The sequence below is a fragment of the Diaphorobacter sp. genome (assembly GCF_050251835.1).
Classification (GTDB): Bacteria; Pseudomonadota; Gammaproteobacteria; order Burkholderiales; family Burkholderiaceae_C; genus JBFXIE01.
Genome location: NZ_JBFWLZ010000071.1, coordinates 1 through 6,988, shown reverse-complemented (window position 1 = coordinate 6,988; position 6,988 = coordinate 1). Strand labels below are relative to the sequence as shown.

Genomic DNA, 6,988 nt, shown 5'->3' with positions numbered 1-6,988 from the left:
ATGACCGACCTTCTTTCCATCGCCCCCCGCGACAAGGCTGAAATCCTGGCCCAGGCGCTGCCCTACATCCGCAAGTTTCATGGCAAGACCATGGTCATCAAGTACGGCGGCAACGCCATGACCGACCCGGAACTGCAACAAGACTTCGCCGAGGACGTGGTGCTGCTCAAGCTTGTCGGCATCAACCCGGTGGTGGTGCACGGCGGTGGCCCGCAGATCGAGCAGGCGCTCAACCGTCTGGGCAAGAAGGGCGAGTTCATCCAGGGCATGCGCGTGACCGATGCGGAGACCATGGAGGTGGTCGAGTGGGTGCTCGCCGGCGAGGTGCAGCAGGACATCGTCGGCCTGATCAACCAGGCCGGTGGCAAGGCCGTGGGCTTGACGGGGCGCGATGGCGGTCTGATCCGTGCGCAAAAGCTCAAGCTGCTGGACAACCAGAACCCCAGCATCGAGCACGACGTGGGCCAGGTGGGCGACATCGTTTCCATCGACCCCAGTGTGGTCAAGGCGCTGCAGGACGACGCCTTCATCCCCGTCATCAGCCCCATCGGCTTTGGCGAGCACAACGAGAGCTACAACATCAACGCCGACGTGGTGGCCAGCAAGCTGGCCGAGGTGCTCAAGGCCGAGAAGCTCATGCTGCTGACCAACATCAAGGGTGTGCTCGACAAGCAAGGCAATCTGCTGACCGACCTGACCGCACGCCGCATTGACGAACTGGTGGCCGACGGCACCATCAGCGGTGGCATGCTGCCCAAGATTGCCGGCGCGCTGGATGCGGCCAAGAGCGGGGTGAACGCCGTGCACATTGTTGACGGCCGCGTGCCGCATGCCATGCTGTTGGAAATTCTGACCGACCAGGCCTACGGCACCATGATCCGCAGCCATTGAGTGGGCCGGCAACCCCTTTGCCTTATGCATGGTGGGCGAAGGGTCGAGGGTAATAGGTTGCAATTCAAATTTGAACTTAGCCCTTATACGGCCAGCGCTTAACGCTATTATTTTATGAGCAAATCCGGCGCGTGCCCCGTGATGCTGCGCCTTGCGCGCCTTGCAGGCACGCGAAAATGGCTGCACGCGGATCTATTGCACGCAACTGTTGCCCATGTCTGAACCCACCCCCGTCACCCTTGATGCATGCGCGCCATGCGAGCCACCCCCGGCGCGTCGGCGCCCGCAGCCCGGTGAGCGCCGCGTGCAAATCCTGCAGACGCTGGCTGCCATGCTGGAGCAGCCTGGTGTAGAGCGCATCACCACCGCCGCGCTGGCCGCGCGCCTGTCGGTGAGCGAGGCGGCGCTGTACCGCCACTTTGCCAGCAAGGCGCAGATGTTCGAGGGGTTGATCGACTTCATCGAGCACAGTGTTTTCTCCCTGGTGCAGCAGATCATGGAGCGCGCAACCGAGGCGGACGGGGCACGGCGCGCGGCGCGCATCGCTGCCATGGTGCTGCAGTTTGGCGAGCGCAACCCCGGCATGGCGCGTGTGATGGTGGGCGACGCGCTGGTGCTGGAGCACGAGCGCCTGCACCAGCGCATGAACCTGTTTTTCGACAAGATCGAGTCCACTTTGCGCCAGTGTCTGCGCCCAGCCGCACTGGCCGAAGGGGCGGCTGCGCCCACGGCGCAGGCGCAGGTGCGCGCCGCTGCGCTGTGCGACCTGATCCGCGGGCGCCTGCAGCGTTATGTGCGCACGGGTTTTCGCCGACTGCCCACCGAGCATCTGGACGCCACCCTCGCATTGGTGCTGTGAGAGGCCCCCAAGCCGCTGGTGCTGTGCCATCCGCGCGCAGGCGGGCATCTCTGGCGGTGACCCGCCACCGGTTCAGTGTTTGTGGATCCCCGCTTGCACGGGGATGACGCAAGATGCGGTGACGCGGCACGCATTTGCAGTTGCGCCGCGTAGGGATTTACCCGCGCACGCGCTCGGCGCGGGGTGGAAATGCTGGCTTTGTGGGCTTGTCCCATGCAAGAATAGAACGATCGTTCGTTTTGCTTTTTGCCATGCCAGAATCCTCCTCTTCTTCCAAGACCGACCGCCCTGCGCGCGGCGCCAGCCGTGCGCTGCAAAAAGGGCAGCAGACCAAGGCAGCCATCGTAGAAGCTGCCCTGGGCCAGGCCACGCACATCGGGCTGGAGGGCTTGTCCATCGGCGCGCTGGCCGAGGTGATGGGCATGAGCAAGTCGGGCGTGTTTGCGCATTTCGGCTCGCGTGAAGAATTGCAGATTTCGGTGATCCGCGAATACCACGCCCGCTTCGAGCAAGAGGTGTTTTATCCCGCCATGCAGGCGCAGCGCGGCATTGCCCGCCTGCGCGCGCTGTTTGCCAACTGGATGAAGCGCACCTCCATCGAGATCGACTCGGGCTGCATCTACATCAGCGGCGCGGTGGAGTTTGACGACCGCACCGGCCCCGTGCGTGATGCGCTGGCCCAGTCGGTGCTGACCTGGCAGGCGGCGATGAAGCGCGCCATTCGGCAGTGCAAGGAGTGCGGCGAACTGCAGCCTGACGTGAGCGAAGACCAGATGCTGTTCGAGATTCATGGCCTCATTCTGGCGCTGCACTACGAAGCGCGCTTTTTGCACACGCCAGGCTCCATCGAGCGCGCCCGTGCCGGTTTCGACAGCATTCTGGCGCGCTACGGCAGCCGTCCGGCCTGCGGATGAGCCTTTATCGTCAGGCATCTGCGTTCATCTTTCATCTTCATTCCCACAACACCCAGGAGCTAAATCATGCCCGCCTACACGCCCCCTCTGCGCGACATGCAGTTTTTGCTGCATGAGGTCTTCAAGGTCACTGACGAATTCAAGGCCATTGCCCGGCATGCCGAGGTGGATGCAGACACCATCAACGCGGTGCTGCAAGAAGCGGGCAAGTTTGCAGCGGAAGTGGCGTTCCCGCTCAACATCAGCGGCGACACCGAGGGCTGCCGCCTGGATCAGCAGACGCACGAGGTGACCACGCCACAGGGTTTCAAGCCGGCCTACGCCCAGTTCGTGGAAGGCGGCTGGGCGGCGCTGTCGTGCGACCCGGCGTATGGCGGGCAGGGCCTGCCGCTGGTGCTGAACCAGTGCCTATACGAGATGCTCAACAGCGCCAACCAGGCCTGGGCCATGTACCCCGGCCTGTCGCACGGCGCCTATGAATGCCTGCACGCGCATGGCACGGACGAGCAAAAGAAGCTGTACCTGCCACGGCTGACCAGCGGCGAGTGGACCGGCACCATGTGCCTGACCGAGCCGCACTGCGGCACCGATCTGGGTCTGCTGCGCACCCGCGCCGAGCCGCTGCCGGATGGCACCTACAAGATCACCGGCAACAAGATCTTCATCAGCGCGGGCGAGCACGACTTCACCGAGAACATCGTGCACCTGGTGCTGGCCCGCCTGCCGGACGCGCCCGCGGGCAGCAAGGGCATCAGCCTGTTCGTGGTGCCCAAGTTCAAGGTGAATGCCGACGGCAGCCTGGGCGAGCGCAACCCCATTTACTGCACGGGCCTGGAGCACAAGATGGGCATCCACGGCAACGCCACGGCGCAAATTGCCATCGACGGCGCCATTGGCACCCTGGTGGGCCAGCCGCACAAGGGCCTGGCCGCCATGTTTGTGATGATGAACGCCGCCCGCCTGGGCGTGGGCAACCAGAGCCTGGGCCTGACCGAAGTGGCCTACCAGAACGCGCTGGCCTACGCCAAGGATCGCCTGCAAATGCGCAGCCTGAGCGGCACCAAGGCCAAGGACAAGCCGGCCGACCCCATCATCGTGCATCCCGACGTGCGCAAGATGCTGCTGACGGCCAAGGCCTACGCCGAGGGCGCGCGCGCGCTGCAGATTTTCTGCACGCTGCTGCTGGACAAGGCCCACAGCCACCCCGACGAGAACGTGCGCAAGGACAGCGACGAGCTGGTGGCGCTGCTCACGCCCATCGTCAAGGCCTTCATCACCGACAACGGCCACATCAGCACCAACGCCTGCATGCAGGTCTTTGGCGGCCATGGCTTCATCAAGGAATGGGGCATGGAGCAGTTTGTGCGCGACAACCGCATCAACATGATTTACGAGGGCACCAACACCATCCAGAGCCTGGACCTGCTGGGCCGCAAGGTGCTGGGCAACCAGGGCGCCACGCTCAAGAAGTTTGGCAAGCTGGTGGCCCAGCTGGTCGAAGAAGAGGGCGTCAACGAGAAGATGGCCGAGTTCATCAACCCGATTGCCTACCTGGGCGACCAGTTACCTAAGTTCACCACCGAAATCGGCTTGCGCGGCCTGCAAAACCCCGACGAAGTGGGTGCCGCCGCCGTGGACTACCTGCGCGTGGCGGGGCACCTGGTGTTTGGCTACTTCTTCGCGCGCATGGCCCAGGTGGCGTTGCGCGAGATCGCCGCAGGTAACCAGGATCCGTTTTATGGCGCCAAGCTGCAGACGGCGCGCTTTTACTTTGCCAAGCTGTTCCCCGAAACCGCCACGCTGATGCGCACTGCACGCGCAGGCAGCCAGGTAGTGATGGACACCGACCTGGCGCTGGCCTGAGCAGGCCGTCAAGGAAATCACCATGTCCCGATTCAACGTGAAGAAAGTCGCCGTCCTCGGCGCAGGTGTGATGGGCGCCCAGATTGCCGCGCACCTGGTCAACGTCAAAGTGCCGGTGGTGCTGTTTGACCTGCCGGCCAGGGAAGGCCCCAAGAACGGTATCGTCACCAGGGCCGTGGAAGGCCTGAAAAAGCTCAAACCATCGCCCCTGGGCGTGCAGGATGACGCCGCGCTGATCCAGCCGGCCAATTACGAGGAGCACATGGCGCTGCTGCGCGAGTGCGACCTCGTCATCGAGGCCATTGCCGAGCGCATGGACTGGAAGCTCGACCTCTACTCAAAGATCGCGCCGTTCGTCGGCGCCGAGACAATAGTGGCGTCCAACACCTCGGGCCTGTCGATCACCCGACTGAGCGAGGCGCTGCCCGAATCCATCCAGCCGCGCTTTTGCGGCATCCACTTCTTCAACCCCCCGCGCTACATGACGCTGGTGGAGCTGATCAACACCCCCACCACGGCCCCCGCGGTGCTCGACCAGCTCGAAACCTTCGTGACCAGCGGCCTGGGCAAGGGCGTGGTGCGCGCGCATGACACGCCCAACTTCATCGCCAACCGCATCGGCATTGCCGGCATGCTGAGCACGATGAAAGAGGCCGAGAACTTTGGCCTGACCTTCGACGTGGTGGACGACCTGACGGGCAAGAAGCTGGGCCGGGCCAGCAGCGGCACCTTCCGCACCGCCGACGTGGTGGGCCTGGACACCATGGCCCACGTCATCAAGACGCTGCAGGACAACCTGAGCGAAGCCACCGACCCGTTCTACGGCAGCTTCGGCACGCCCGCCGTGCTGCAAAAATTGATAGCACTGGGTCATCTTGGACAAAAGGCCGGGGCCGGTTTTTACAAGAAAGTGGGCCGCGACATCCTGCGCTTTGAGCTGGACAGCGAAAGCTACGTGCCCGCCGGCGCCAAGGCCGACGAGGTCTATGGCCGCATGCTGAAAAAACCCGCCGCCGAGCGCCTGAAACTGCTGCGCAACGCCGAAGGCGCGCAGGGCCGGTTTTTGTGGGCCATCTTGCGCAACAGCTTCCACTACGCCGCGGTGCACCTGGAAACAATAGCCGACACCGCGCGCGATGTGGATCAGGCCATGCGCTGGGGCTTTGGCATGAAGCAAGGGCCGTTCGAGATGTGGCAGGAAGCAGGCTGGCTGGAGGTGGCCAGGATGATCCAGGAGGATATTGACGCCGGCCTGGCCTTGAGCCGCGCGCCGCTGCCCGATTGGGTGTTCAACGGCCCGGTGGCGCAGGCGGGCGGCGTGCACACGGCCGAGGGCTCGTGGAGCGCGGCGCAGCAAAAATTCATAGCACGCCGCGTACTGCCGGTCTATGAAAAGCAGCTTTTCCCTGAAAAACTGCTGGGCGAAGACAACCTGCCCGACTGGCGCACGGCCGGCACCACCATTGCAGAGTCCCGGGCGCTGCGCACCTGGACGCTGGACGGCCAGGTGTTGATTGCCAGCATCAAGAACAAGATGCACGCCATCAGCCCCGAGGTGATGGAGGGCCTGGTGGAGGCAGTGGACACGGCCGAGCGCGAATACCAGGGCATGGTGATCTGGTCGGGCGATGCGCCCTTCAGCGTGGGCGCCGACCTGGAGGCCACCATGCCGGCCTTTGCCGTGGGCGGGGCCGATGCCATCGAGAGCATCGAGCAGGAATTGCAGAACCTGATGATGCGCATCCGCTACGCGCAGGTGCCGGTGGTGGCTGCCATTCACGGCATGGCGCTGGGCGGAGGCTGCGAGCTGGCAGTGCACTGCGCCCGGCGCGTGGCGCACATGGAAAGCTACATCGGCCTGGTGGAAGTGGGCGTGGGCCTGGTGCCCGGCGCCGGCGGCCTGACTTACATCGCCCGCCGCGCGGCCGAGAACATGGCCATGTCCACTTCAAAGGATGTGCTGCCCTTTTTGACCGAGGGCTTTACCGCCGCGGCTATGGCCAAGGTGGGCACCAGCGCCCTTGAGTCGCGCAAGCTGGGCTATTTGCTGGATAGCGACATCATCGTGCCGCACAAGGACGAGCTGCTGTTTGCCGCTCTCAATGAAGCCAAGGCGTTGGCCGCCAGCGGCTGGCGCGCGCCGCACAAGCGCCTGTTTGCTGTGGCGGGCCGCAGCGGCATTGCCACCATCCAGGCGCAGCTGGTCAACATGCGCGATGGCGGCTTTATCAGCGCTTACGACTTCAAGATTGCCACGATGATTGCCCAGGTGGTCTGCGGCGGCGACGTGGATGCGGGCAGCCTGGTGACCGAGGAATACCTCTTGATGCTGGAGCGCAAGGCGTTCTGCCACCTGATTGGCCAGCCCAAGACGCATGAGCGGATTTTGGGCATGCTGAGTACGGGTAAGCCGGTGCGCAATTGAGGCTGCAGGCCATGGCGCATGACTGCCCTCACCCCG

The 6,988-nt window shown here is 64.2% G+C and carries 5 protein-coding genes; all 5 read left to right on the top strand.

Going from position 1 to position 6,988, the window contains the following annotated elements; genetic code table 11:
* A partial coding sequence (gene argB / locus AB7E35_RS14660) for an acetylglutamate kinase (RefSeq protein ID WP_428167821.1) occupies positions 1-891 on the top strand: 891 nt, incomplete at its 5' end.
* A 214-nt stretch (positions 892-1,105) separates the two neighbouring features.
* Positions 1,106-1,750, top strand: a complete 645-nt coding sequence (slmA, locus tag AB7E35_RS14655) for a nucleoid occlusion factor SlmA (RefSeq protein WP_428164428.1) — start codon at positions 1,106-1,108, stop codon at positions 1,748-1,750.
* A gap of 251 nt (positions 1,751-2,001) precedes the next feature.
* Positions 2,002-2,664, top strand: coding sequence for a TetR/AcrR family transcriptional regulator (locus AB7E35_RS14650; protein WP_428164427.1), 663 nt, complete (start codon positions 2,002-2,004; stop codon positions 2,662-2,664).
* 66 nt (positions 2,665-2,730) lie between these two features.
* On the top strand, positions 2,731-4,527 hold the full coding sequence (locus tag AB7E35_RS14645) for an acyl-CoA dehydrogenase C-terminal domain-containing protein (RefSeq protein WP_428167820.1): 1,797 nt from the start codon (positions 2,731-2,733) through the stop codon (positions 4,525-4,527).
* Positions 4,528-4,549: 22 nt separating this feature from the next.
* Positions 4,550-6,952 carry a 3-hydroxyacyl-CoA dehydrogenase NAD-binding domain-containing protein gene (locus AB7E35_RS14640; protein WP_428167819.1) on the top strand — a complete coding sequence of 801 codons (2,403 nt, stop codon included), beginning with the start codon at positions 4,550-4,552 and terminating at the stop codon, positions 6,950-6,952.
* Positions 6,953-6,988: the final 36 nt, after the last annotated feature.

Coding starts and splice junctions, on each gene's coding strand:
- slmA (WP_428164428.1), top strand. CDS start 1,106: ATGTCTGAACCCACCCCCGTCACCCTTGATGCATGCGCGCCATGCGAG.
- AB7E35_RS14650 (WP_428164427.1), top strand. CDS start 2,002: ATGCCAGAATCCTCCTCTTCTTCCAAGACCGACCGCCCTGCGCGCGGC.
- AB7E35_RS14645 (WP_428167820.1), top strand. CDS start 2,731: ATGCCCGCCTACACGCCCCCTCTGCGCGACATGCAGTTTTTGCTGCAT.
- AB7E35_RS14640 (WP_428167819.1), top strand. CDS start 4,550: ATGTCCCGATTCAACGTGAAGAAAGTCGCCGTCCTCGGCGCAGGTGTG.